Genomic DNA, 22264 nt, shown 5'->3' on the forward strand with positions numbered 1-22264 from the left:
ATACCTCGCACCGGTCGACTACGCTCGGCAATGCACCCATCAACTGGAAACCGACGACTCGCACAGCGACCGGACCGAATGAAGGGGGCGGCCCAGGGTTGCGACTCGCGAATCGGTGTGGTGGCGTCCCCGGCGCCGCCGGCTCAGTCGGCACTCTTCTCGGCCGCTGTGAGCTCGCCGCGGCGCCCGTCTGGCGGTCCTGGTCGACGCGCGCTATGTCAGTGAGCAGCACGTAATCTGGGCGGGTGGACGAGTTCGCCCAACCCACCTGCCCCCGTTGTCACACCGTGCTACGGGACGACCCGCGTGGGTATGAGTGCGTAACGTGCGGGGTCGTCTACCTCCGAGAGGGCAGCGTGCTGCGGCGCGTCGTTAACGCCGGTTAGGATTGCCGTCACTCGGCCGGAGGAAGGAATTCCGGCACGTTGGGCACCAACCGCAGGTACGCGGACTCCGTTGACCGTCAGATCAGCGACCGCGTACTCCAGCGCAGCACCGAGCAAGGCCCGCTGCAGACCCTGACCCGAACCGAACTGCAGCTCGACGAGCTTGCCTGCACCACCGACCCGAGACCTCGTCCTGTGCGGGCATGGGTCCGGTTTGGGTCCACGCCGGTGCAGGTCGATGCGGAAGCGTGCATGTGGACGGCGCACGCCGTCGCAATCCGTTTCCACGCCGGCGGACGTGAGTATCGCTGTTGGGTGTGGTCGGGAGCAATCTCCTCGACGCAGGGTCAGCGCCCAACTGAGTGACTGACATAAGAGCTGAGCTGCTCGAGTCAATCCCGCCCTGGTGAGTTTGCGAATCGAGATATCTGGTCCGCTGGCTGGAGTGGCCCTTCTCAATAGCGGTGATCCCGGTAAACCGACGGAGGGAAGTTCGATTTCGGGGTTATCCACAATCACGAGGGGGCTCACGGGCGCTGACTTAGCATGGTTCGCATGCATTATCGGGTGGACGTCGTCGGAGTCGCCGACGCTTCCCGGGCCACCCTCTCTGCCGCCGAGGTGCTTGATGAGGCGCTGCGGCAGGTGCTTACCGCGGTTGAGTCGTGCGGTACCGCGGCGGGGGAAGCGGCGGAGGTGCGTACCGCGGTCGAGATGGCGTTCCGGTCACGCCGGGAACTGACTGGTGCCGTTGCCGCGCGGTTGGCCGGGTCGGTTCAGGCGGTCGGCGCGGGAACGGTCGCGTTCATCGAGGCGGACCGTGAGATGGTGGCAACGGCAACGGCCGCTCAGGCGTCAACGGACATCCCCGCTCTCGCTGGGCACCGGGCGCTGTGATCTCAATCGATCTGGTGCCGCGGGTGCCGCTGACACCCGAGGACCTCGTGGCGGCGGCCGACGAGCTTGGCCGGGCGGCCGCGGGTGTGCCGGATCAAGCGAGTGCGGTGGTGTCGGCCTGGCAGCCGATCACGGACGCTTACGACACGGACCACACCGACACCGTCTCCGCCGCGATGGCGCCCGTGACACTCGTGACGGAAGACGTGGCCGACACGGCGGTTGCGGTTGCCGGGGCGCTCCAGGCCTTGGGGGAGGAGCTGGCGTTGGTCCAGACCGTCCTCGTGAGTTTGGCCTCCGACGTTGTCGCCCATCGAGAACGGTTTCCCAAAGGGGAGTCAGACCCGCTGTGGCCGCTGCTCGGCGAGAGCACCGACGCCGACCTTCGGGACCAGTGCACCCGCGCGCAGCAACGGATCGACGAGGCGGTGGGGGAGTGCGTGCGCACCCTGCGCGGTATCGAGGAACCGGTCGTCGTCGGTCTGCCTTCTGCCTCCGACTCGGCGGACATCGACTGGGCTGAGGTCGAAGACTCGCTGACCACCGGCCTCGGGTTCGCCCTCCTCAACTCCCTCGCTGGCAGTGACGCCATCACGATGCGTCGACTGCTCGCATTGCATCCCGAATGGGAGGAACTCCTCCGGCTGCACCCGCCCGATCCGAGCGCGGTCGCCGACTGGTGGACGTCCCTCGCCGATCCGGAGCGGAGTACGTCCGCGGCGCAGACCGCGCTGATCTTCACCGCGCCCGCCATCATCGGCGCGCTCGGCGGGGTCCCTGCCGCGGCCCGCGTGACCGCGAACCGCCAACTGGCGCGCGACCGACTCAGCGATGCCCGGCAGAGGTTGTCCCGGCTGGAAGCCGCCCGTGACAGCGCCCCCGTCTCCTACTACGCCCAGGACAAAGAGATCGAACAGCTTCGAGCAGAGATCGCCTACCTCGAAAAGGCGACCAGGCGCCGCGAGGACGGCACCTACGCGGTGCAATTGTACTTGTACGATCCTGCACATCATCGGCTGATCGAGATGTTCGGAACGCCGACGACAGAGACCCTCGCCACGGTCACCTATAGCCCGGGGACTTTCACTACCGAGCAGTCCTTCTATGGCGGCGACGTGCAGCACGTGGCTCGATGGCTCAATCAGCGGAACTCGGACGTCGTCGTGTTCGTGTGGAAGGACGGCGTGTTTCCCGGAGCAGTCAACCCCGATGACGTCGTGCGCGGGCTCATGGAGGCCAACGACATCGACCGGGCCCTCGCGTCTGGGCGGCGGGTCGCTAACTTCCAGCAGGGCATGCTGACCGACCCGCACCTCGCCAACACCTATCAGGTCGGCATCGGGCACTCCTGGGGTCTTGCGAACATCGCGGCGTCGGAAGTCGCCGAGGCACGATACGACCAGGTCGAAAGCCTCGCCGGAGCCTACCTGCCAACCGGCTGGGAGCCCTCACGCGAGACGGTGTACACCCACCAGAGCTATACCGATTTTCTCTCCATCGCCCAGGACCTCGGCGCCGTCGGAGGCGGGAACGTGCCCGACGAGAACGACGCTTTTACTTCCACCGTGTACGAACGCGAGGGCGACTTCGACCTATACCTTCCGAGCCCGAGTTACCCGAGCGTGCCCACCGGTCCGCCCCCGTTCATCCCCGCGACCATCCATCCTGAACGCAACCATTCGCTGATCGCCGGCACGTCAGCGGAGAATATCGCCGTGCTCGACCGCATCAGAGACCGAATCGAAGACCGATGACACGACGACGCCATACTGCTGTGATCGCGCTGCTCCTCGTGACCGCGGCTGCAACGACCGGCTGTTCGACTGGAGGAAACGCCGTGGAAGATTCCTTGACCGTCGAAGACGCGAAAGCTGCCACGCAGCAGTTTGAGACAGACGTTGCCGCGACGATCCCTGACGAAATGGTGGACCGCACCGAGCAGGATGAGACCGGCGTGCTCCTGCCATGCAACGAAGAGAACACCTACCAGTGGACAGGGAACACGCGGGTATTCCTCACGGGGCCCGCTGATGAGGAGGCGATGTTGCAGCAGGTGGCAGAGAGTTTCGATAACGGCACCTACTCCACTGACTCCGGCCGACCCGAAACCATCATCTTTGGCCCCGGCGGCGAAGCAGCGGTCGTCAGCTACCGCGAGAACGCGGTAGCCATCAACATCGCCTCCGGCAGCGCCTGCTTCAGCCTCCCGGACGACGTCGATCCCACCGCAGAGTACTGAAACCTCAGCACGACGCCGAAAGCGCCCACCAACTGGTCCATAAGTGAGCCGCCGCTCGCTACTGCGGTCGTCCTGGATCCCCTCTGCGTGGCGGTTGGGGCTCTGGTAGGCGGCGGACAGTACAACCGTCGGAAGTTTCGCGGTCAAGAAAAGGTGGGCGCTGAATGGGCAGTAGGGGATCGGCCCGGTGCTCTACTGACCACGGATCGCGTGGGTGACGTATCTTTTCGTCATGACCGGCCTTTCTGACGCTGAGCGGCGCTTTGCGATTGCTGCAGGCGTTCCAGCCGAGGCGTTCACGCGCGCGGGACGTCGGGAAGCCGAACTGCGCAGGGCACAACTGAACGCGGCGGACACCGTTCCGGACTTAGACCTCCGCACCGTTGACCACCGCGTGGTGTCCGCATTTCCTTCCGGCACTAATCGGCGGGACAAGATCTTCGTGCTATTCAATCCCATGGAGGAACTCGACAACATGAGCCCTATCGACTGGTTGGCCGCCGGGCAATCCGTGGACTTGCTGGTCGAGCTCATCGGCGAACTGGACGTCTGCTAGTCGAATTCGCCTCGGGCCCGTCAACGTTCCCAAAATCATGGGTCAGTTCGACGCCCACTCACGGTTGGCTACGAGGTCATTACGCACACCTGGCTGTCGCGCTAGGCTCCCGATCTTCATCCCCAGCGCTGGAAAACGAGTTTCGGCATACCGGCCTGCGGGAACCAGGTCGGTGGGGTGACGGAGAAGGGGAAGTTGAAGTCGCCGTAGAACGACTGCTGGTTGGGACCGTCGTACTTCGGAAGCTTGCCCGCCGCGGTCACAGGTTGACCTTCCGAGTCGAGAAGGCCGAGCTTCGGGAAGATGCGGTGGGCGATGAACGCGGCGGCGTCCGCCGCCCGGATGCGGTGCTTATCGGCGACCCGGAGCACGACGGAACGCTGCTCGGCCGAGTACTCCCACAGGAGCAGCCCGTGCCTCGTAGGGAGGGCGTCGGTGTGCGCGCGGGAGTCCAGCCGAACGATCTGGCTCAGATGGTCGAGGTCGGTGGAGGCAGCGAACTCGGTGACGGGCACCACGGTGCTGACCCCGAGTTCGAGACACTCATGGAATCCGCCCCAGATGGGGGAGTTCCACATCTCGTCGACGGTGATGAACAGCGGGAAGGGGTGGATGTTGAGCAACGCGGTCATGCTGCCCCTATGCGCGAGCTCTCGGACGACAACCAACTCCGCTTCGGGTAACCGAGACGCCGCCCACCGGGGTGCCCGCCAATACTTCTGCTGTGTCGGTGCTTCTCGGCGTCACCGGAGGATCGTCGCAGCGACTATTGCTCGCGGTGACCCCATCACTTTCGGCCAGGGATCCGCATTTGGGCAATGCACGAGAGCGGTACCTCGCGGGCGGTCCTCAGTGCGTTCGACGGGCATCCTTCAGCGGGCAGCGGCCGGGCGATCGTTGACAATCGTTTCGTTCAGGAGCCCTCTGCCGTCGTCCCGTACATTCGCTGTATGGGCGGCAAGCGCGTCAACCTCGATACCGTGCACTTCCGTGAGCTAGTCGGCGTCCTTCGAGAATCTGATGATGTCGGCGTCTTGCTCCGAGGACATTTGTGGATCGAAGCCCTCCTTGAGTACGCAGCACGCGGGAAACTAGAGAGCCCAGATGCGATCGGGTGGGGCGGTGCACGATTCGAGCACAAACTTGCACTTGCCGAAGCCGTTGGTGTTCTCGACCACGATATGGCGGTAGCTGTGCGCGGGTTCAACGGGTTGCGAAACAGACTCGCGCATGAACTCGTGTTCCAGGTAACCGATGCTGAAGTGACTACATTAATCGGTCGCTTAGGCGAAGAGCACCGAGCACACATTCGCGGTTTCGTCGATCAACAACTTGAGATCTATGTCGAGGTTGAGCGGGCGAAGTCTGTCGGCATGGAGATCGAGTTCGACCCTGAGCTCGAATGGTATCCACGGGTCATGACACCCACACGGGCAAATCTGTACGCCTTCGTGATCTACGTCGCGCGCACTCTCGCATTCGAAGGAGCGTTCGGAGCCATCGACCGCAAAGGGATTGACGACCCTACCGAGTTCCTGGCTGTCCTCGACGCGGAAGTGGAGCGTCTCACGGGTGGCCTTTTCAGGTTCAATAGGTCCCGAGAGTGAGGACCGGTCGGCCAGGACCTGAGGCGCATGCTCATCCTGACCTGCTTGGTCAGGACCTCGCGCTGGCCCATCCCTCTGCGGGCGTTGCGCGGTGAGCGGACCTTAGCGTGCAAGACGACAACGCACAGGGGTGACATCGGTCAAGGATCGATGCTGTCGCAGACGATATCAAGTGCGTTGAGCTTCGTCGGAGCTGACGCACGGAGATCCAGGCTCGCGGTAGTCGAACTGGTTTCAGATATTGTTCTGACAAGCGAGCGCAGCATGGGCCGCGCTACTCGGTGCCCAGCGACCTGGAGCCCTCACCGTGCAAGCGACGACCAGCGGATACAGGATCTCCCCTACATTGGGGGGCGAGCGGAGTGCCGGCGCTGCCGCGATCGCACTCTTCTGCTTCGACATCACCATGGCTGTCGTCGCGCATCGACATGGCCGCGGCCCTGACTTCCTGGTTCACGACAGTCATTTGTTCGACTCTGTCGAGGAGCGTCAGATTGCTCTGGCTTTGCAAGCTGCCGAGCGGTTGTGCCGGGCGGAAGGACTGCAGTACACAGTCACGATGAACTCGGATGTCTTCGAACAGGCTTTGTCGTGGGCCCCGGATCTCCAATTCCATCAGGCCGTGACCCTGACTGACGAATACGAAAGCGGTGGCCTTTTCGGCATCCGCTTCAACTGACTGGCGAGCTTCGGGTCTTGTCTTGTCTCTGATCAAGCGCTTGCCCTGCCAAGGCGGCGCGCCTGGTCAGCAGGTTTGCACCCCTGTTGGGGCGTCACCGACGCAACGCTCACACGAGCGTCCCCTGTCGTACGCGTAGATTCGGGTCGGCTGCGTCGGGCGCGACGTCGGTGCGCCACTCGTTAGCGTGGGAGCATGCCGAAACATGTGCAACTCGATATCGATGGCGTGGTCTACGCGACTAAGTCATCGTTGGGGGCGGGTGGATCAGCGGTGGTCTGGAAGGCCCACCGCCAGCCCGAAGGTGAAGTGTTCGCGATCAAGCGAATCGTGAAAGATTCTAAGGAGGCCTCCACACGCAATAGGCGCTTCAAGCAAGAGATCGAGTACGGCCAAACTACGAGCCACCCGAACGTCGTGAGAATCCATGCATGCTCAGAGGACGAGAACTACTACTACTACGTCATGGACTTTTACCCGAACACGCTCCGCGACGTCATCAATGAGGAATCGGACCCCGACGTCTTGCTCGACTACGCACGCCAACTCTGCGAAGCGCTGACGCACGTGCATGGCGACGGCATTGTGCATCGAGATCTCAAGCCGGAGAACGTTCTCGTCGAACCAGAGCGACGCAGGCTCGTTCTAGCCGACTTCGGCATAGCGCACTTTAAGCACTCGGCGCTCACCAAGCGCGGCGATCTTCTCGTGAACCGGAACTACCTCGCTCCAGAACAGATGCTAAGAGACAACGCGCTTGCAGTCGGCAAGCCAGCGGACATCTTCGCCCTCGGTCTCATCATCACCGAGATGTTCACGAAGCAGAACGCTCGCGGAAGGCGACACGCGCTGGTGCGCGACAACTACCCGTTCCTCGCGGACCTGGACCCCATCGTTGAACAGATGATCGTTCAAGACGAGGCGCAGCGGCTTTCTATCGATACGGTGCGGGGCCTTCTCCGCGTACTGCATCAGCGACTCGAGGCAACTATCGAAGACAACGCAGACGACATGCGACCCAGCGAAGTGCCCGCAGGCGTCTCTTCCGATGAAGTTGAGCGAACGCTTGACCGTGCTGCTCGAGACATACTGTCGGCAAAGTACGTCTTTGAGCGCGCCTCCGACGAGGACCTGAAGCGGTACAACCTCAACTATCACTGTGAGATCTCCTACGAGGCGTCCACTGAGCTATTCAACGCGTGTGCGCAAGCCATTGTGTACTCGCTGTGCAAGGCGAAGTTCGACTACGAGGGAGCCGGATCCTGGGGCGACAGAGACGACGCTGCCGTCTCGTCCGACTCCAAGCCGAAACTCCTAGGCGAACTCGATTCGATCCTGGCTGACTTTCCACTCCCGAAGCGGTCGCTATGGAGTGGCCTGCCGCGGCAATCGGCCCACCTGTTCCGGTTCCTCAAGGATTACCACTGCCAAGAGCTCCTGACGAGCATCCATACATCCGTGTACGGCGAAGGCAACGACGCATTGCGGACCAACCTGATCGGAGCCCCGATTCTCTGGATCATCAGCAGCGTCCGAAGGTACTTGAGTACGGACTACCTGCCGCTCGATAGAACGATTCGCGAAGAGATCGAGATCGAGCACAGTCTCTCGGTGCGGTGGAGCGAGACACTTCCGCTCGATTCCGCACGCGAAGTGACGGGTGCAGAACTGTTCAGCGAGCCGTTCAATGCCGACGACGTCGCCGATGCGCTCGGCGCGCTTGAGTCGAGGTGGAACGTCTCCGTCGGAGAGCTCGTGGGTGGTGACTACTCGATCATGTTCCGGTCGCGCGAGGGCTACCGAAGCTTCCGCGACGAAGCACTTGGGCTCGCCGAGCAAGGTTCGGTTTTCGAGGCCGACGTGCTCAATCTGCTCCATCCGGAGGCAGAGTACGACGATCTCGTCGCGCTCACGTGGAATCGGGACTTCGACGTCGCCGTAATTCTCGGGAAGCTACTTGGAACCCGCGTGCCGTAGCTCTCCCGGCGCGCAGAGCGTTCGCATCCGTGCGGCGCTTACTGGCGGTAAGAGCCAGGCATGGGCGCACGCAAGACGGTCGGTGAGCGGTCGTTCCGCGCGTCACCTGCGGCTGACGATCAGGTATCTCTCGTCGGAGGTGGGACCGCCCCAGTACGACGGGTCATTTAGCAGGCGGAGTTCCACGTCGTTTCGAAGCTCGCTCACGAGACTGACGCTTTCGGCGGCGGTCAGTCCGACTCCAGTGCTCCATCGGCCCTCGATGAGGATCAGCAGGCCGGTCGGCGTCAGCAGCTCGATCCAGTTCTGCAGGGCCGTGGCCGGGTCGGGCATCGCCCAGAGGACATGACGGGAAAGGGCGACGTCGAAAGCCCCGGCCTGAAGCGGCGGGTCGGCGGCGTCGGCGACGATGAATGACGGCTTCGGTATCGTCCGGTGGCCCTTCTTGCGAGCTCGGCGAATCATCTCGGCAGAGAAGTCGACACCACTGACGACGTGGCCGCCCTCCGCCGCTAGCAGGAGAGACAGCGTGCCTGTTCCGCACCCGAGATCAGCGACCATTCGTCCACGACCACCCATCACGGGGAGTAGTAAGTCCGCCCATGCGCGGCGGACATCAGGATCGCGCAGTCCATGGTCGGCGGCATCGTCAAAAGTCTCCGCCTCTGCATCCCACAGTGATCTCGCGTCCTCCGTCATCCGCTCATACTTCCACCAGGCAACGACCAAGGCGCACGTCGACCCAAGTCCGTCAACCGCCGGCCTATCCACACACCCAGGTGCGCAAGCCGGTCCGCATGTGATGCAGCAGCTCTTTCAAACGACAAGATGTCGGTATGGGCAAGTCTCCGCGGGTCCGATTCGCGTTCCGCATCACGGACGGGCCGAACGCAGGTCTTACTGTCGGGCGGTTTATCGTGTGGTGCCACGGAAATGACACCTACATCGCGGACGGAGACGTGCCTTCCTGGAAGACATCGCTCCACGGTGAAGTGGCATGGCGCACCGCCGAGACGAAAGAGAGCAATCGGTCCACCGACGCGCGGTTGCCGGAAGGGGTTGATCGCGCCCCGTGGAAGTACGCGCCGCCCGACTTCGTAGGTGGGCATCGGCGCGCCTTCGTAATCGGGGTTACGCGAGGAGCACTCGGCCGCTGGACCGTCCCAGATCGATACGAAACCATCCAAGTCCGCGATCGTTGGGACGAGTTGACAAAGGCCAACGTTTGGATGAGCCAGCCTGGTACTGATATCCCGGATCCTCCCGAACGCGTCGGCCCGGTGCTCGAGCTCACGAACGGGATGCGTGTGTGGGTCGGGCGCGGTAGCGAGGAACTCGAGGCTATCGATCCGGAGCCGGTCCCGGTCTCAGCGATCATCGAGCCGCAGATCCCGGGTGTGGACGATGTAACGGCGCCGGGCATTCTGATTCGAGGCGTTCATCTCGCGCCGCCTGACCAGGAGTGATCGCCTCAGCGGGCTTCACCCTTCACTCGATCTCTTCGCCCCTTCTGTAACGACGTCGCCGCCCGAACGACGGTCGCTAAGCGTTCACCACGGACCGGTGACTATTTGGGGGCGTGCGCAAGAGTTCGACTCCGGCCGGGTGACCGGGTCAAAAGAATCGTTCTGATGCTCCGGTGGGTCAGAGCTGGCGGCCGCGGATTGTTCGTCCACGGCCGTCAGCGGCGAATTGTGCAGTCTTACTGGAGTTCCCGGATCTCGATCCGGCTTTGGAGCACGCGAGATGCGCGCTCGGCCCATGCGACGGCGTCGGCCTCGCTGTCGGTATCGATCACCCAGAAGCCGCCGACATACGCGTCCGCGGCGACGAACGGTTCCTCGAGGACGGTTGCTTCGCCGTCGGTCGCGTCGATCGTCTTTGCTGTCGATGGGGGCTGTAGTCCGCCGGCGAATCGGAAGGCGCCCGACGCCTCGAGATCCTCGTTGAACTTCTGCACGTCGGCCATCAGTTGCTCGAACGCGGCCGGATCGACGTCCAGCTCCGACTCCATGGTCGGCTCCGTTGCTGAGTCGTGGGGAACGGTCAGGAAGTACTGCATCTCTCTCATCTCCTTGATCGGTGGGCTCGACGCGTCCAAGTTAGATGGAGAACTGTTCGTTGTCAAACACTTTGATGAAGTAGAGTGATGCTATGAAAATGCCCTTCGCCGGCTCCGACGCGGTTGACGAGGTCGTCGCGGCGTGGACCGCCGAGCGACCCGACCTCGACCTTTCCGCGATCGCCGTGGTTGGGAGGCTCGGACGAGTCGCGAATCTGCTCTCTTCAGCGCAGCAGCGCGTCTTCGATGAGTACGACCTCCAGAGCGGCGAGTTCGATGTGCTGGCAACGCTGCGTCGAGCAGGCAGTCCATATGAACTCACCCCGACGACGCTCGCCTCCGCACTTCTTCTGTCCAAAGCCGGTATGACCGCGCGCCTCGATCGTCTCGTCCGCGGCGGTCTCATCGATCGCAAACTCGACGAGCTCAACCGCCGGAGCTTCCGTGTTCGACTCACCCCAAAAGGTTTCGAGGTCGTCGACGCAGCGATGACCGCGCACACCGCGAATGTCATACAACTCCTCGAACCTCTTGGGTCACCACAACGCGACCAGCTGGACGAAACACTCCGCATACTCCTCCACGGTCTCTCTGACCGTTGACACTGTCGGCGCCCGCACCGCCACCGCCGCACCCGCCCCGGGACACCAGGGACGACGAACTGGCAGTCCGTGCGCGCGGACCGAATCCGGCGAGATGACACTCCCCCAGTGAGGCCCCGTTCCGAACCGCACAGAACGGGCGACGAGCGTACGCAAGCCGGTCGATCACCGCGACGGGGGTCGTCGCGGTCATGGATCCACAACCGCGACGGCGCGAGCAACCGCTTCTATTTCCCCTGCGGTCGAGGGAGGCCTTCGATTCGATAGAAATCAGTGACGGCCGAAGTGCCGCGAAGGTAGATCTTGGGTAGCGTCAGCTGTTGGAAGAGTTCCTTGCGTCGTTGCCTGTTCGGGCGCGTGTGTTTGATGATGTAGCTCACCATCTCCCACGACAGCTTCTCCCTCGTACCCTCGAGGCCTCCGATTCGTGGTCCGGATCCTAGGGTTCGACGCACGTATCTGACGAGGCTGGCCGCCGTCGAGATGTCCAAGAGGATCACTCCCGTGGCTCTCGCGAGACGGTGAGGCAGCAGCCTTGAATAGTTGCCGTCCATGACCCACCGCTCGGAGCGGACGGCCGCATCGTGCAGACACGTGAACTCATCGTCGGCCCGAATCTGCCACTGCGTGCCCGCGATGTGCCGGTAGCGGTCGAGGTGCACGACCGGTAACGCCCGTAGCTCGCCTATCGCGTTAGCCAGCGTGGACTTGCCGCTGCCGGATGGTCCGAGCACGCAGATTCTCCCACCGAGGTCTTCCAGCCGCACAGGCCGATGCTACGGGAGCGAAACCGAGCTCTCGGGGCTACTTGCGGTCGGCGATCCGGCCGATCCAGTCGCGTCGTGGAAGGTCGAAAGCCAGGCGTCTCGAAGATGGATCCTCCAGCGACCACGTGTGGTTCAGCTCAGCTCGCTGCGTTTATTGAGGCGGAAACGCGCGCTACGAAGTCTTTCAGCGCCGGTGCCAGCTGATCCCAGTCATCTACTATTTCGCCACGGTAGGCCGCGGCGGCGGTTCTGAGCATCTCAGCCTGATCCGTGGGTGCGGTGACGGCGAGCTCCTCGGCGGCGGCGTCTTTCGGCAGGAATCGCCCGGTGTCCAGCGTTGCCTGCATGCGGGCGAGCGTCAGGACCACGTTGCGTTCGTCGCCATCGAGGTCCTCCATCAGAGATGGCAGCGACTGAACGATTGCTGAGCGCACCGCCCCGTGGGGGATATCCGGCAGAAGCTCCTGAGCACTGGGCCCGAACAGCGATATGCCCGCGTCGCGTGCCATCGCGAGTAGCAGCGTCGCATCGGGATCAACGTGCGGTCCAGGTAGACGATCAGCGATCGCGTCATCGCGAAGCCACTCGCCGTACTGCAGCTGCACGACCGGCCGCCACGGATCGAGGTCCTCAGCCAGCATCACCGTCAGCTCGACGGGACGGGCGGGACCGTCGTACGCACGCCGACCGGACACATGTAGCAGAACCGCGATGAGCTGAGCACGCTCACCGTGTTCCAGCCGGCTACTAATCACCGCGAGGAGGTCGACGTCGCTTTCTGCTCGCAGACCACCGGCCACGGCAGACCCATACAGATAAAGTCCCACCAGACTCTCGCGCAATGCAGTCTGCACGGCCTCCGCTTGCCGCGTCACGTCCGCACTCAAATTCTTCACAGCCCCAGTCTTCCCCTAACCAATCCCTCGACCGCCTGTTGACGCCAAACGCCGTAAGGGAGGTGCGAAACAGGGTCCATCCACGGGCTACGAGTCGATGCTGATGGGCGCAGATCTAACACACGTCGGACTCGCGAGATCGCCAATCTCTCAGTGCTCGGAGTAGGTGACGCGTTCTGATCGAAGTAGCGGGTTTGGATGTTCATGGCGGACCCATCCCAGGCTGTCCCAGAATCCTCTTGACTCGGCGTTGTCGTTGAGAGCCGTCAACCTCGGCAGTGGGAACAAGTCGCGAATCGCGCGGAGCACGTCTCGCCCAATGCCCTGACCGCGTGCCGACACTGCGACTTCGAGCGCGAGAATGTCGAGTTGACCGCGCGGCATCTCCCCGAGAACGGGGTGGGACTGGGGTGATATGTCAAGAACGAACTTGCATCGAGCCACTTCGGCGCCAGCAAGTTGACCAGACAGCCAATGGTCGTCATCGGCAATCGAATCTTCCGGTCCCCACCATGGCGCTACGAACTCGCTTGATGGCTCGAATACATGCCAGTACTTGCGCTTCTTCAGCGGATGAATCTCCGAGAGAGATAGCGGGATCGAACGCATATCCATGACGATATCCGCACGCGTCGAGAGCGGTGCCCGTGAGCGTCTCTTTGCTCGGAGCGCCGCAAATGCCCCGCGGCGCATCGGTGTCGACGTGGCTCGACGCAGGCTTGAGGCAGCTTGGCCATGCCTACTTGTAGGTTTGGAGGGTGGATGCAGGGGCGGCGTTCGGTATCAGTAGAAGCGACCAGATTGAGCGCATCGCGCTTGCCGTGAACCGCGCGATCGACGGGCATGCGCAGTGCATCTCCGGCGTCGCGATCCTCGTTCTTGTCGCCGAGCACTTCGGAATTGAGCTGTCGCCGCAAGCGGTTGGCCTCGCCGGTCAAGCGGCGAACGGCAACACCCTAACCACGGGATCCGCTGCGACCGCGCACATTAGGGCGAACGGCGGCGACTCCGGGCGTGAGCCGACCCCGGCGACGGACGCGCCATGGGCCGCTGACTCCCCGTTCAGACAGTCCGGCCACATGGTTGCAATCGACGAACTCACGAACCTGCTCATCGACCCATCGCTCGAACAGTACGCACGCTACGGCTTCCCGGACACCGTTATTGGCACCGAGATCGACCCGGAGGCCGACGAGTGGCCTGTGGGATTCACTGACGGCGGGTTCCTCGTCTACTTGCCGAAAGCTGACGCCGGCGGGTGGGAGAGCGACTACGAAGCGGCACGGGTCGCCGCTGCCTCAATGGCACGCGAGATCGCCACGCACTTGAAAGACGGGCGAGCGCCACACACTCACACGGTAACGCTGGACCTCCACGGTGCCATTCTCCGATAGGTGAAGCCTGGACGACGTCCAGTGACCGCGAGGCTAGCGTCGCGCTCAAAGTCCGCAGGCGGCTCGGCGTCGTAAGCGGGACCACGAGCAGACCATCGGGCGGGTGGTTGTGCTACTCAAGCCGACGGCGTCGCTCCGGCGATGTCCGGGCAAGCGCATAGTGTCAAGTCGTGCAGCAGCTGTTCGATCTCGCTTTCGCGCGCCTCGACCGCGCGAAAGACAAGCGCGTGGAGTTTGGTCGGGAGTGGGAGACCTACATCAGCGACCACCCGTGGGAAATCGACCTAGGGCGTGTCTGACAAAGGGCCTGCTCATGGGCCATGGTGGCTGTTGGGGTAAGCGGTCGCTCGCTGTGGTGAACTGTTGAGTATGGGCGGGGATCAACAGTTCGTCGTTCCAGCTGGGGTTCTCAATGCTTTCGAGACCGGCAACGACGCGACCCGCGAATGGGCAAGTGTGTTGTCGTCGGTCGCTGGCGACTTTCTTCAAGATTGGGAGCTTCGACCGGAAGGTGTGGTCCGATCGGGGGAGGCGGGGATCGTCGTGCCGGTGCGTCGCACCGACGGGACGCAGGCAGCGCTGAAGTTGCAAGTGCCGCGCGCTGAAACAACGGCTGCGATCCTCGGCCTCGTCCGATGGGACGGCCGTGGGATAGTCCGCCTCCTAGACAGCGACCCCGACCGCGGCGGAATGCTGCTCGAGCGCCTCCATGGTGATCGCACCCTCGAAGCCGTCGAAGACGACGACAGCGCTGTTCGTGTGGTCGGCTCGCTCCTGGCGCGCTTGCACAGCACGCCTGCCCCCAACGGGCTTCCCCGTGTCGGAACGATCCTCTCTGGGATGCTGGACGACGCGCCCGCAGCGATGCACACACTTGAGGGCGAGGACCGGTCTCGGCTTCATCGATGGATGCGCAGAGTCACCGAGCTCGAAGCCGAGCCCGGGAATCACCTGCTGCACTGGGATTTGCACTATGGCAATGTCCTCGCAGCCGACCGTGAACCCTGGCTAGCAATCGATCCGGAGCCTCTCGTCGGCGATCCTGGGTTCGATCTTTGGCCTGCCCTGGACAGCGGGTGGAGCACCAATGACACCGTCACTGACGCGCCACGCATCGTGCGACGACGCTTCGATATCCTCACCGAGATGCTCGACCTCGACCGTGGTCGTGCAGCGGGGTGGACGGTTGCTCGCCTGCTGCAGAACACGCTGTGGGATATCGAGGACGGGCATACCGCCATCAGCACGTCCGCGAAAACGGTGGACGACGCTCTCGCCTCCTTCGGTGCGTTCGGCAAAGGTTGAGCGTGCGGCGCTGGGACACTCGACACATGTCGCGGTTTCAGATGCTGTCGGATGCCCAGTGGTCACTGATCGAGGGGATGCTGCCGCGTACAACGGGCCGGCCCGGTAGGAGGTTCTCGAACGCGAGGCTGATGGTCGAGGCGATCGTGTACCGCTATCGGTGCGGGATTGCATGGCGGGATCTCCCGGAGGTGTTCGGGCCGTGGCAGACGGTGTGGACATGGCATCACCGGATGGCGACCGACGGCACATGGGACAAGGTCCTCGCCAAGCTGACCGCTGCCGCCGACGCTGCGGGGTTGATCGACTGGTCGCTCTCGGTGGACTCGACCATCGCCCGCGCGCACCAGCACGCGACCAACACGACTCGCACCACGGGGGGCTGAGTCGAATTACACGAATCCGCTGATCGAGCCGCCTGATCACGGGATCGGCCGCTCCCGCGGCGGGCTTTCGACGAAGATCCACCAGCTCGTCGACGGCAACGGGCTCCCGCTTGTCACCCTGATCACGCCCGGGCAGGCCGGTGACTCGCCGATGTTCTTGCCGCTCATGGCGCAGCTGCGCGTCGCCCGCGACATCGGCAGGCCGCGGACCAGACCCGACGCCATCCGCGGCGACAAGGCGTACTCGTCCCGAGCGATCCGCGGGCACCTGCGCGCCCGCAGCATCAAGGCCGTGATACCTGAACCCGACGATCAGAAAGGGCATCGCAAACGGCGCGGTTCCCACGGCGGCCGCCCGGTCGGGCTCGATGCCGCCGACTACAGGAACCGCAACGTGATCGAACGCCACTACTGCCACACCAAGCAATGGCGCGGCCTCGCGACCCGCTTCGACAAGCACGCCGTCATCTACCGCGCCGCCGTCGTCCTCAACGCCGTCATTGCATGGACCCGCGCTTTGTCAGACACGCCCTAGCTGTCATCAGCGACACCGAGTTCGAGTTCTTCGCTGTCCAACGCGAGCCGGCGCCTGCCGCGCTGTCGCTCGTCTTCAGCGAATGGCTCGCAACTATCCGCGCGGCGCTCGACAACGGTTTCTACGCGTGGGTTGCTGCGGCGACTCAACAGAACCCTCCAGCGCAGGCCGAAAGGCTCCAGTACCCGATCTGCGCCACGGCATCCGACTTCAAGAGGCAGAGGAGTCGGCTGACCTCGGTGCCCCAGGAGATCGTGGACATGGTCGAGAAGGCCCAGCCCTATCAGTCGCCATTGGGACCAGAAAGCAACCTCTTCTATTGGGTCAACGAGCTGGCGCGCACAGACCGACACCGCACACCACATATTGGAATCGGCCGGATCGCAACACACAAGGTCGGTATCAGGGTTCCCGAGGGTGTAACTGCAACCTTCGACCCGTCGGTGCAACCATTTCAAGCTATTGATGACCGCATTGTGCTTTGTCGCTTCACTACCAGCACACCGCTGCGCCGCTCGGACCTACATGGCAGTGACTTTCGCGGCGTTGGAATCGACCCCGAAATCCGTGCATGGGCAGGCTTCAACATGGGCGGCCATCGCCAATCCCTCCGGGACCGAATGGTCTACGCGGAGATATTCACCAGGCGGGATCTCGAAAGTATGGCAGCGCACAGTGGGTGCAACCCTCCGGAAGGGTTCCAACTCATCGATCCCACATCGCTGGCTCTCGAGTAACCAAACGCTGTCGCGGCGGGGACCCCTTCCGCTTCCCCGGGCGCACGAGGCGACCCGATCGTGGGACCGATGGCCGGTCGGCAACTGCGCGACGGATCAGATGTACAGGGGGTTCGGGTGGATCAGCACCGCTTCTCTCGATGGAGTGCCCATAAGCCCCGCCCGCGGGAGATCTCGTGGGTGGGGCGACTTGCGCTCGCCAGATATCCCACGGCGAGACGGTTCTCCGTATATTCGCCACGTCTCTGAGACCATGCCCCATCATCTCGCTGCGTCACCCCACCCACCGCCCGACGATTGTTTGGTCCTGGTTAGATGGCACCACCGAACTCTCCGGGGACCGGGACGTCGCCTCTACTTGGCCGACGCGGCCCCATTCACTCTCTGGAAACTGCACTGCTTTCTGAGACACGTCACAGAGACAGACTTTTGGAACTCGATCAGGCGGCACTCAGCTGCTCCGAGCAGACACGCTCACGCGCATGTCAAAAGCATGGATCTGAGACACCTCGGGGCAGCCGGCTGGAAGCCCAGAACGGGTTGCAACTGACGCTCGAGTCTTCATTCTGCTTTCATGGAGGCCTTCGGATGGTGTGGCCCAAGTCGACTGCCGCTCAACTGCTGTGGATCCAGATTTGGGTTATCGATGTAGGGGAGCGATTGCGCTCGGAGCGCGAAGATGAACTAGTGGAGCATGGGGATGCCGAGAAGGACCGGCTGCTTAGCCCGATTCAGCTCAATCCTGCCCAGACCGCTGTCCTCGCCTGGATCGTGGATCACTGTCCCGAGGGGGTCTATTCCGACGATTCATTTGCTCACCGGATCACGGCGCGCGCTTTGAAGAACCGCGGTCTCGTTGAGATCTCTGGTCGCGGAGCAACCTGGCGCGCGGTCCCCACCGCGCGCGGGCTCATCTGGCCCAGGGAAACAGACTCGGACTTCAACGAGCGCGAAGCGGCGGGGCCGAAGGTTTACGGGCGAACCGCCGTGGCGACGTCGGGTATAGGTGCCGAGTCTGATGATGGGAAGCGCGCGCTGCGGCAAGCTCCGGCACGTTCCCGACCGAAGAAGTCAGTAAACGTCAAGCAGGTCAACAAGCAGGAGATCTACGTGCGGTACAAGGTTGTGGTGACGCGCGTGCAATTGGCGGAGCGCTGGATACGCGCGACCGACGAAGAGGACGCCGCACGCAAAGTTCGCGAAGAGTTCGCGAAGCCGTACGCCTACTTCGGCCACTGGGAAACGAAGGGCTCTGAGATCGAGGTCGTAGAAGCAGAGCAGACGACGGTCATTAAGCCGAACCTGCTCGATGAATCCGGCCCGATGCTGCTGTCGCTGAAGGATGCGGCCGGTGCGCTCGGCATTCCGTACTCGGCGCTCTACGAGCTAACAAATCGTGGGGACATCGAGTTCACACGCATTGGTTCCCGCAAGTACATCGCGCGCGAGTCGCTGATGTCCTTCATTCGCGAGAACACGCATCGCGGCTACTCGCCGAGTTAGCCTCCGCTCGGCGTCGCCTGTCTCGAGTCGCTAGAGAGCCGGGGCGCTACGCTTGTAGGTGCTGGCCTCTGTAGCTCAGTGGAAGAGCCACTCCGTCCTAAGGAGCGGGTCGGGGGTTCGAATCCCTCCAGGGGCACATTTTCTATTCTCATCAGGTATTTATCTGACGAATCAACGCGCGTTCCTTGCTCGACAGCGGTGGGGACTTCCGCTCACGCTCGAACGACGACGGGATCTTGCGCATCGCCTCGTTTAGGCGCTCTGCGACTTCGTCGAGGTCGTCGTCGAACAGATCGGCGTAGGTGTCGAGCGTCATCGCAGCTGACGCGTGCCCGAGCATCCGCTGCACCGCTTTGACGTTCGCCCCGGCGCTGATCGCGAGTGACGCTGCCGTGTGGCGTAGATCGTGCGGTGTCAGTCGCGGGATCGACGGATCCTCCTTGCGCGCCCGCCGGACGGCCGTCGCGAACCAGCTGCGGTCGTCACTCTCGTGCTTCATGTGCGTCACACCGTTGCCAAACAGCAGCTCATCCGGCCCTTTGTCCGCGCACGCTGCCTTGATCAGCGGAGCCAGCCGCTCCGGGTACGGCACGGAGCGACGCTCATGGGTCTTGGGCGTGCCGACGTGGATCTGCCACTTCACGAGTACGGCGTTCTCTTCGACATTAAGGCGATGCCGCGCGGGGCTCACATGACGGACACGAAGCGCTGTCGCTTCGCCCCAGCGCAGGCCGGTATACGCCAGCACGAGAACGAGCGTCGGATGCGCGGAGTTGGCGGCCAGCGTGCTGACCTGCTCGTGCGAGAGGTAGACCCGCGGCTTGCTCAACCCGCGCTGCGGCAGTGTCCTGAGGTTGCGTGCGGGGTTCGCGGCGATCCGGTTGTCGTCCACCGCGACGTCGATTATGCCCGCCAACACGCCGAGGGCCCGCATGACGACCGAGCGCGACCTGCGCGTCGCCATATCGGACACCCACGCCTGCACCTCGGACTTGTGGATCGACGAGAGCTCGCGGTCACCCCACACCGGCGCAACGTGCGCATTCCAGGCCGTGACGAGTGGCTGAAACGACGCGGGCTTGAGCATCGGGGGTTGCTTCGACTCGAGCCACCCGGTGGCGAGATCGCCGATGCGCACCTTTGCGAGTGCGGGATCAATGTAGTTGCCCATGGCCTTCGACACAGTAACCGTTGAGAGGAACATCTCCGCTTCTCGCTTAGTGGCGAAGCCACGCTTCTCCGTCGGTGTTCCGTCCGGCTTTGCGTAGCGTGCGCGGTACCGGCGGCCTTTCGCGGTCTCGTATGCCCCGATGAATCCCATGGTTACCTCCGGCGGCGAAAGTCCTGCAAGCCGTTTCCTTCGCCAGGATGCTTTACGTCAGGGATGACCTCGTGATGCCCGCATGCAGGGCAGGCGTATCCGACCGGGTCGCCACGCATCAGGACACCTACTCTGGACACCGCGGCTGCTCACCAGTGATGAGTGCATCGGTGTCCTCGTCCATTGCTCCAGCGTAGGGCGAGGTCCTTTCATCGGCTCTGGGAGCGAATTCGATCTGGTCGGCTGCTTCGGCGTGTCTCACGGCTCCAAGTCGCGAAATCTGCGAAAGTGTTATCACGCAGATAAGTGCGGCCAAAATCAGGGCGAGCCTCCGGGCTCGCCTTTCTCTTTGCCGGCGGGTCCTTGACAAGTGGTGTCACCCCCTTGGGCTACGCTGAGGCTGTGCGGTAGTTCGCGCCCTAGATCCAGCCGGTCATCGACCGGCTTTTTTCATGCCCTTGGGGCATCTCTCGACTCCGTGACTCGTTCAGTCACGGTCGCCCGCTCGGCCTCCGGCCGGGCACCACCTCATGAGGAGGTTGCGTCATGCTCGAGGTCTTTCAGGCTCTCGGTCTCGCGTCCCCTCTGCTCGCGGTCATCAGCACATTCGTGCTGAAGCTGCTGCCGCTCGTGTCGGAGCGCGCCAACAAGCGCGCCGTCCGACTCGCTCGCGCACGCCGCAAGTAGAGCACTCGCGAAAACGCCAATCGCCCTTATGAGGGGAGAGCTCTGCCCGAAATCAGGTGACACGGACCCGGAGCGCGGTCCGCGGGCCTGTCAGTTCCTGTTCAGCCCGTGACGGCGGGAGTCGAGCGCGTCCTTGAAATGGCTCTCGGCCGCGCCGATGTCCCTCGTGGGCGTCGACGGATCGAAGACACGCAGCAGTGAGAAGCGGAAGCTCGAGGGCTCGAGCCCTCGAAGCTCCACGTTCCCTCCGTGGCCGTTCGTGGCGTAGGCGCTCCAGCGCTGACGGACACTCTCGAGCCCATCGGCCTTGCCGACGTACTGCCGACCGTCGCGGGTGTCCGTGATGAGGTACACGCCGGAAACGGAAGAGAGCGTCGTGCGCCACGAGGCGTAGCGGTGCTCGCGCATCACGGCTTGCAGCTGCACGTGGCTGAGCACGAGACGGTCGAAGCCGGGAAACGGGATCGGCTGGGCATCCGCGATCTCCAGCACCGGGTAGGCGGCAGCGGTCGGGCCATTGAGACGCCATGCACGAGGTGACCTCCAGCCGATGACGAGGCGGTTCCGGAGGTCGGCCATGTGCTCGGACTCGGTCACGTCAAAGGTGCGGATGATGCCGTTGTTCGCCGTTTCGCCGCGATTCTCGAGCACTGACCAGAATCGTGCCCGGTCGCCGCCTTCCTTGATGAAGACGACCCACACCGGTGGCGGAATGGCGTTGAACCGCCGCGCATCGGCGGACTGCTTTCGCGTGTACTCGAAGATCTCCTGGTGGGTTGAGTCCGCGTGAAGACCCGTCAATCCGCTTTCCTCGGACTCCTGAGCGAACGCGTGTCGGAGAACGAGCGCCCGTGCGGGATCGATCCCCGCGTCGAGGAGCAGTGGGCCGAGTGTCAACGCCATACTCGGATCACTTGCCGTTGGTCGTCGCCGACTTCGTTGTCCATCGCTCCACCTTACGAGCGACGGACACAGGCTAGGAGATTGGAGCCGATGCGCGGCCTTTGATGAGTTCGAAGATGTTGTCGACGTAGCGCGGCTGCACGCGGTGCTTCACACCGTCGCGCATCTCGGTCACGAGCTTCTTCACCGAGTCGAAATGACGGAAGTCTCCGCCTGCCGCGAGATACGCCCGGAGCCAGGCATCGGGGTCGACCGGGTAGCCCTCGGCGGCGAAGGCACGGACGAGGTGGACGACGCAGTCCTTGCCGTGGCCCGAACTCAGGCCGTTGTACTGCTCGTCGATCATCATCCTTGCGGCTTCGAGCATCAGCGGGTCGGGCGCGGCCATCGACCGTCGGTCGTGAAGGTTCAGTGCGCCGTGAGCGTCGAGCCAGGTGCGTACCTCGTCCTGATGCCACCACACCAGCACGAACACCCTTCGGAGCTTGCCGTCGTCCGCCAGTTGGCGGATCGTCTCCACGTCATCGCGCTTCCGAGGATGGATCATGACGACGCAGCGGTCGATCCCGTCCGCATCGCTGCGAAGCTGCCCGAAGTCCGCGATGCCGAAGACATTCCGCTCGGTTCCCGGCGGCGCGATGAAGTCCACGGCTTCCCGGTCGAGGTTGCGCGTGGACTCGTTGAAGCGACGAATGTCTGGGACAGCGAACAGGTACGGCGCCTTGCCGACCCAATCGCGGATCAGCGCACTGCTCTGCACCATTGCGGTGGCGTGCTGCGCCCAGTCGGCGCGAATCATGTAGGCGAGGTCACTCATGACATGAG

General features: G+C 63.4%; 24 protein-coding genes, 1 tRNA gene and 1 pseudogene. 17 read left to right on the top strand and 9 right to left on the bottom strand.

Annotated elements, in window-relative coordinates; all coding sequences use genetic code 11:
• Positions 1-941 precede the first annotated feature (941 nt).
• From HDC37_RS03945 to HDC37_RS03960, 4 genes are all read left to right on the top strand, one after another.
• Positions 942-1283, top strand: a complete 342-nt coding sequence (locus HDC37_RS03945; RefSeq protein WP_179559127.1) for a DUF6507 family protein — start codon at positions 942-944, stop codon at positions 1281-1283.
• Positions 1280-3037: a hypothetical protein gene (locus HDC37_RS03950; RefSeq protein ID WP_179559128.1), complete on the top strand. Its 1758-nt coding sequence runs from the start codon at positions 1280-1282 to the stop codon at positions 3035-3037. Before HDC37_RS03945 ends, HDC37_RS03950 begins: the two co-directional genes overlap by 4 nt.
• Positions 3038-3057: 20 nt before the next feature.
• On the top strand, positions 3058-3522 hold the full coding sequence (locus tag HDC37_RS03955; RefSeq protein WP_179559129.1) for a hypothetical protein: 465 nt from the start codon (positions 3058-3060) through the stop codon (positions 3520-3522).
• A gap of 232 nt (positions 3523-3754) precedes the next feature.
• Positions 3755-4078 (top strand): hypothetical protein, encoded by a 324-nt coding sequence (locus HDC37_RS03960; RefSeq protein WP_179559130.1) that lies wholly within the window; start codon positions 3755-3757, stop codon positions 4076-4078.
• Positions 4079-4194: 116 nt separating this feature from the next.
• Here HDC37_RS03960 and HDC37_RS03965 read toward each other — a convergent pair whose 3' ends face one another.
• Positions 4195-4710 carry a hypothetical protein gene (locus HDC37_RS03965; RefSeq protein WP_179559131.1) on the bottom strand — a complete coding sequence of 172 codons (516 nt, stop codon included), beginning with the start codon at positions 4708-4710 and terminating at the stop codon, positions 4195-4197.
• A 318-nt stretch (positions 4711-5028) separates the two neighbouring features.
• Here HDC37_RS03965 and HDC37_RS03970 point away from each other — a divergent pair, with 318 nt between their 5' ends.
• The 3 genes and pseudogenes from HDC37_RS03970 (at position 5029) to HDC37_RS03980 (ending at position 8341) form a co-directional block, all read left to right on the top strand.
• Positions 5029-5685, top strand: coding sequence for a hypothetical protein (locus HDC37_RS03970; RefSeq protein ID WP_179559132.1), 657 nt, complete (start codon positions 5029-5031; stop codon positions 5683-5685).
• A gap of 298 nt (positions 5686-5983) precedes the next feature.
• Positions 5984-6364, top strand: a pseudogene (locus HDC37_RS03975) (DUF2326 domain-containing protein); the annotation flags it as partial.
• Positions 6365-6559: 195 nt separating this feature from the next.
• Positions 6560-8341, top strand: a complete 1782-nt coding sequence (locus HDC37_RS03980; RefSeq protein WP_179559134.1) for a serine/threonine-protein kinase — start codon at positions 6560-6562, stop codon at positions 8339-8341.
• 102 nt (positions 8342-8443) lie between these two features.
• On the opposite strand, the gene HDC37_RS03985 is transcribed toward HDC37_RS03980, so the two are convergent.
• Complete coding sequence (locus HDC37_RS03985; RefSeq protein WP_179559135.1) at positions 8444-9040, bottom strand: class I SAM-dependent methyltransferase; 597 nt, start codon at positions 9038-9040, stop codon at positions 8444-8446.
• A 137-nt stretch (positions 9041-9177) separates the two neighbouring features.
• Here HDC37_RS03985 and HDC37_RS03990 point away from each other — a divergent pair, with 137 nt between their 5' ends.
• Positions 9178-9807 (top strand): hypothetical protein, encoded by a 630-nt coding sequence (locus tag HDC37_RS03990; protein WP_179559136.1) that lies wholly within the window; start codon positions 9178-9180, stop codon positions 9805-9807.
• A 236-nt stretch (positions 9808-10043) separates the two neighbouring features.
• Here HDC37_RS03990 and HDC37_RS03995 read toward each other — a convergent pair whose 3' ends face one another.
• Positions 10044-10403, bottom strand: a complete 360-nt coding sequence (locus tag HDC37_RS03995) for a YciI family protein (protein WP_179559137.1) — start codon at positions 10401-10403, stop codon at positions 10044-10046.
• Positions 10404-10495: 92 nt separating this feature from the next.
• Here HDC37_RS03995 and HDC37_RS04000 point away from each other — a divergent pair, with 92 nt between their 5' ends.
• Positions 10496-11005: a MarR family winged helix-turn-helix transcriptional regulator gene (locus HDC37_RS04000; RefSeq protein ID WP_218869366.1), complete on the top strand. Its 510-nt coding sequence runs from the start codon at positions 10496-10498 to the stop codon at positions 11003-11005.
• 227 nt (positions 11006-11232) lie between these two features.
• Here the strand turns inward: HDC37_RS04000 and HDC37_RS04005 are convergent, their stop codons facing one another.
• The 3 genes from HDC37_RS04005 to HDC37_RS04015 all read right to left on the bottom strand — a co-directional run bounded on the left by HDC37_RS04005 (position 11233) and on the right by HDC37_RS04015 (position 13277).
• Positions 11233-11772, bottom strand: a complete 540-nt coding sequence (locus tag HDC37_RS04005) for an AAA family ATPase (protein WP_179559138.1) — start codon at positions 11770-11772, stop codon at positions 11233-11235.
• 137 nt (positions 11773-11909) lie between these two features.
• Complete coding sequence (locus HDC37_RS04010) at positions 11910-12668, bottom strand: aminoglycoside adenylyltransferase domain-containing protein (protein ID WP_179559139.1); 759 nt, start codon at positions 12666-12668, stop codon at positions 11910-11912.
• Between the two features lie 150 nt (positions 12669-12818).
• A complete protein-coding gene (locus tag HDC37_RS04015; RefSeq protein ID WP_179559140.1) occupies positions 12819-13277 on the bottom strand; it encodes a hypothetical protein in 459 nt (152 codons plus the stop codon).
• Between the two features lie 149 nt (positions 13278-13426).
• On the opposite strand from HDC37_RS04015, the gene HDC37_RS04020 reads away from it, so the two are divergent.
• The 7 genes from HDC37_RS04020 (at position 13427) to HDC37_RS04045 (ending at position 18664) form a co-directional block, all read left to right on the top strand.
• Positions 13427-14062 carry a hypothetical protein gene (locus HDC37_RS04020; protein ID WP_179559141.1) on the top strand — a complete coding sequence of 212 codons (636 nt, stop codon included), beginning with the start codon at positions 13427-13429 and terminating at the stop codon, positions 14060-14062.
• Positions 14063-14232: 170 nt separating this feature from the next.
• Positions 14233-14361 (top strand): hypothetical protein, encoded by a 129-nt coding sequence (locus HDC37_RS17055; protein ID WP_257021312.1) that lies wholly within the window; start codon positions 14233-14235, stop codon positions 14359-14361.
• A gap of 70 nt (positions 14362-14431) precedes the next feature.
• A complete protein-coding gene (locus tag HDC37_RS04025; protein ID WP_179559142.1) occupies positions 14432-15367 on the top strand; it encodes an aminoglycoside phosphotransferase family protein in 936 nt (311 codons plus the stop codon).
• A 26-nt stretch (positions 15368-15393) separates the two neighbouring features.
• A protein-coding gene (locus tag HDC37_RS04030; RefSeq protein ID WP_179559560.1) for an IS5 family transposase occupies positions 15394-16288 on the top strand; the annotation gives its coding sequence in 2 pieces (ribosomal slippage) (positions 15394-15744 and positions 15746-16288; 894 coding nt in all).
• The gene (locus tag HDC37_RS04035) at positions 16258-17025 is read left to right on the top strand and encodes a hypothetical protein (protein ID WP_179559143.1); all 768 of its coding nucleotides are present in this window, start codon (positions 16258-16260) and stop codon (positions 17023-17025) included. The genes HDC37_RS04030 and HDC37_RS04035 overlap by 31 nt, the downstream gene beginning before the upstream one ends.
• Before the next feature lie 588 nt (positions 17026-17613).
• Positions 17614-18528, top strand: a complete 915-nt coding sequence (locus tag HDC37_RS04040) for a helix-turn-helix domain-containing protein (protein ID WP_179559144.1) — start codon at positions 17614-17616, stop codon at positions 18526-18528.
• Between the two features lie 64 nt (positions 18529-18592).
• Positions 18593-18664 (top strand) — tRNA-Arg (locus HDC37_RS04045).
• Positions 18665-18679: 15 nt separating this feature from the next.
• Here HDC37_RS04045 and HDC37_RS04050 read toward each other — a convergent pair.
• Entirely contained in the window at positions 18680-19849 is a 1170-nt protein-coding gene (locus HDC37_RS04050) for a site-specific integrase (RefSeq protein WP_179559145.1), read from the bottom strand.
• A 546-nt stretch (positions 19850-20395) separates the two neighbouring features.
• On the opposite strand from HDC37_RS04050, the gene HDC37_RS04055 reads away from it, so the two are divergent.
• Positions 20396-20536, top strand: coding sequence for a hypothetical protein (locus tag HDC37_RS04055; RefSeq protein ID WP_179559146.1), 141 nt, complete (start codon positions 20396-20398; stop codon positions 20534-20536).
• Between the two features lie 90 nt (positions 20537-20626).
• Here the strand turns inward: HDC37_RS04055 and HDC37_RS04060 are convergent, their stop codons facing one another.
• Both HDC37_RS04060 and HDC37_RS04065 read right to left on the bottom strand, forming a co-directional pair.
• On the bottom strand, positions 20627-21439 hold the full coding sequence (locus HDC37_RS04060; protein ID WP_179559147.1) for a GIY-YIG nuclease family protein: 813 nt from the start codon (positions 21437-21439) through the stop codon (positions 20627-20629).
• A gap of 73 nt (positions 21440-21512) precedes the next feature.
• On the bottom strand, positions 21513-22256 hold the full coding sequence (locus HDC37_RS04065; RefSeq protein WP_179559148.1) for a hypothetical protein: 744 nt from the start codon (positions 22254-22256) through the stop codon (positions 21513-21515).
• Between the last annotated feature and the right edge of the window lie 8 nt (positions 22257-22264).

It is taken from the genome of Microbacterium sp. AK009 (assembly GCF_013410955.1).
Lineage (GTDB): Bacteria > Actinomycetota > Actinomycetes > Actinomycetales > Microbacteriaceae > Microbacterium.

Excerpts from the sequence above, each read along its gene's own strand:
- HDC37_RS03965 (WP_179559131.1), bottom strand. The coding sequence starts at position 4,710 with ATGACCGCGTTGCTCAACATCCACCCCTTCCCGCTGTTCATCACCGTC.
- HDC37_RS04025 (WP_179559142.1), top strand. The coding sequence starts at position 14,432 with ATGGGCGGGGATCAACAGTTCGTCGTTCCAGCTGGGGTTCTCAATGCT.
- HDC37_RS04015 (WP_179559140.1), bottom strand. The coding sequence starts at position 13,277 with ATGCGTTCGATCCCGCTATCTCTCTCGGAGATTCATCCGCTGAAGAAG.
- HDC37_RS04040 (WP_179559144.1), top strand. The coding sequence starts at position 17,614 with ATGGTGTGGCCCAAGTCGACTGCCGCTCAACTGCTGTGGATCCAGATT.
- HDC37_RS03960 (WP_179559130.1), top strand. The coding sequence starts at position 3,755 with ATGACCGGCCTTTCTGACGCTGAGCGGCGCTTTGCGATTGCTGCAGGC.
- HDC37_RS04060 (WP_179559147.1), bottom strand. The coding sequence starts at position 21,439 with ATGGCGTTGACACTCGGCCCACTGCTCCTCGACGCGGGGATCGATCCC.
- HDC37_RS04065 (WP_179559148.1), bottom strand. The coding sequence starts at position 22,256 with ATGAGTGACCTCGCCTACATGATTCGCGCCGACTGGGCGCAGCACGCC.
- HDC37_RS03970 (WP_179559132.1), top strand. The coding sequence starts at position 5,029 with ATGGGCGGCAAGCGCGTCAACCTCGATACCGTGCACTTCCGTGAGCTA.
- HDC37_RS04035 (WP_179559143.1), top strand. The coding sequence starts at position 16,258 with ATGGACCCGCGCTTTGTCAGACACGCCCTAGCTGTCATCAGCGACACC.
- HDC37_RS03985 (WP_179559135.1), bottom strand. The coding sequence starts at position 9,040 with ATGACGGAGGACGCGAGATCACTGTGGGATGCAGAGGCGGAGACTTTT.
- HDC37_RS03980 (WP_179559134.1), top strand. The coding sequence starts at position 6,560 with ATGCCGAAACATGTGCAACTCGATATCGATGGCGTGGTCTACGCGACT.
- HDC37_RS03990 (WP_179559136.1), top strand. The coding sequence starts at position 9,178 with ATGGGCAAGTCTCCGCGGGTCCGATTCGCGTTCCGCATCACGGACGGG.
- HDC37_RS04055 (WP_179559146.1), top strand. The coding sequence starts at position 20,396 with ATGCTCGAGGTCTTTCAGGCTCTCGGTCTCGCGTCCCCTCTGCTCGCG.
- HDC37_RS03945 (WP_179559127.1), top strand. The coding sequence starts at position 942 with ATGCATTATCGGGTGGACGTCGTCGGAGTCGCCGACGCTTCCCGGGCC.
- HDC37_RS04000 (WP_218869366.1), top strand. The coding sequence starts at position 10,496 with ATGAAAATGCCCTTCGCCGGCTCCGACGCGGTTGACGAGGTCGTCGCG.
- HDC37_RS04050 (WP_179559145.1), bottom strand. The coding sequence starts at position 19,849 with ATGGGATTCATCGGGGCATACGAGACCGCGAAAGGCCGCCGGTACCGC.
- HDC37_RS03995 (WP_179559137.1), bottom strand. The coding sequence starts at position 10,403 with ATGCAGTACTTCCTGACCGTTCCCCACGACTCAGCAACGGAGCCGACC.